The 766-nt window shown below is 50.9% G+C and carries 1 protein-coding gene; it reads right to left on the bottom strand.

Annotation, left to right across the window (positions count from 1 at the left end):
- Window positions 1-169: 169 nt before the first annotated feature.
- Window positions 170-766: TatD family hydrolase (locus ACTHUM_RS16230; RefSeq protein ID WP_440403453.1), on the bottom strand; the 597-nt coding region annotated here is incomplete at its 5' end.

The following is a 766-nucleotide window of genomic DNA, read 5'->3' as shown; positions in this document are numbered from 1 at the left end:
AACTTATTTATTGTGTTGATGGGAAAATTCCCATTCTTCAAAAGGCTGGCCGTTCGGAAGATAGCGCAAGCCGATTGTGTTTCTGTCTCGGGTCATTTCGAGTTTACCGTTGAGTTTGAGGCAGGATCTAGATGACAGGTAGGCAGAGCCGATGGTAGAGGCTTTAGACCTAGCCGTTGTTCAGACGGCCATCGGGTACTTTCTTAAACAGGCGATAGAAATTGTCGCTGGTGTTTTGTGCCAATGTTTCCAAGCTCTCGCCGCGCAGATTGGCTAAGAACTCGGCTGTATAGCGGACGTAGGACGGCTCGTTTTGTTTGCCGCGTTTGGGAACCGGCGCGAGGAAAGGCGCATCGGTTTCTACCAAGATTCTATCGGCAGGGACGTATTTGGCGGCTTCCTGTATCAGCGGTGCGTTTTTAAACGTCACAATGCCGGAGAAGGAGATATATAACCCTAAATCCAAAGCGGCTTTGGCAAAGGCGATGTCTTCAGAGAAGCAGTGAATCACGCCGGAGTTGGTGTGGCACTCTTTCAAAATCCGCAACGTGTCTTCGGCCGCATCGCGCGTATGGACGATAACGGGCAGGCCGCTTTCGTTGGCGGCTTGGATATGGTCGGCAAAGCGTTGATGTTGCCATGACAAATCGCCTTTGCACCAGTAATAGTCCAAACCGGTTTCGCCGATGCCGACGATTTTGGGATGTTTGGCCGCTTCTACCATTTCGGCAATGGTAAATTCTTCTGCTTCTTGGCTGTCGGGATG

The organism is Neisseria sp. P0021.S006 (assembly GCF_051956895.1).
The sequence above is the reverse complement of the archived record's forward strand: the minus strand, read 5'-3'. Positions and strand labels throughout refer to the sequence as shown.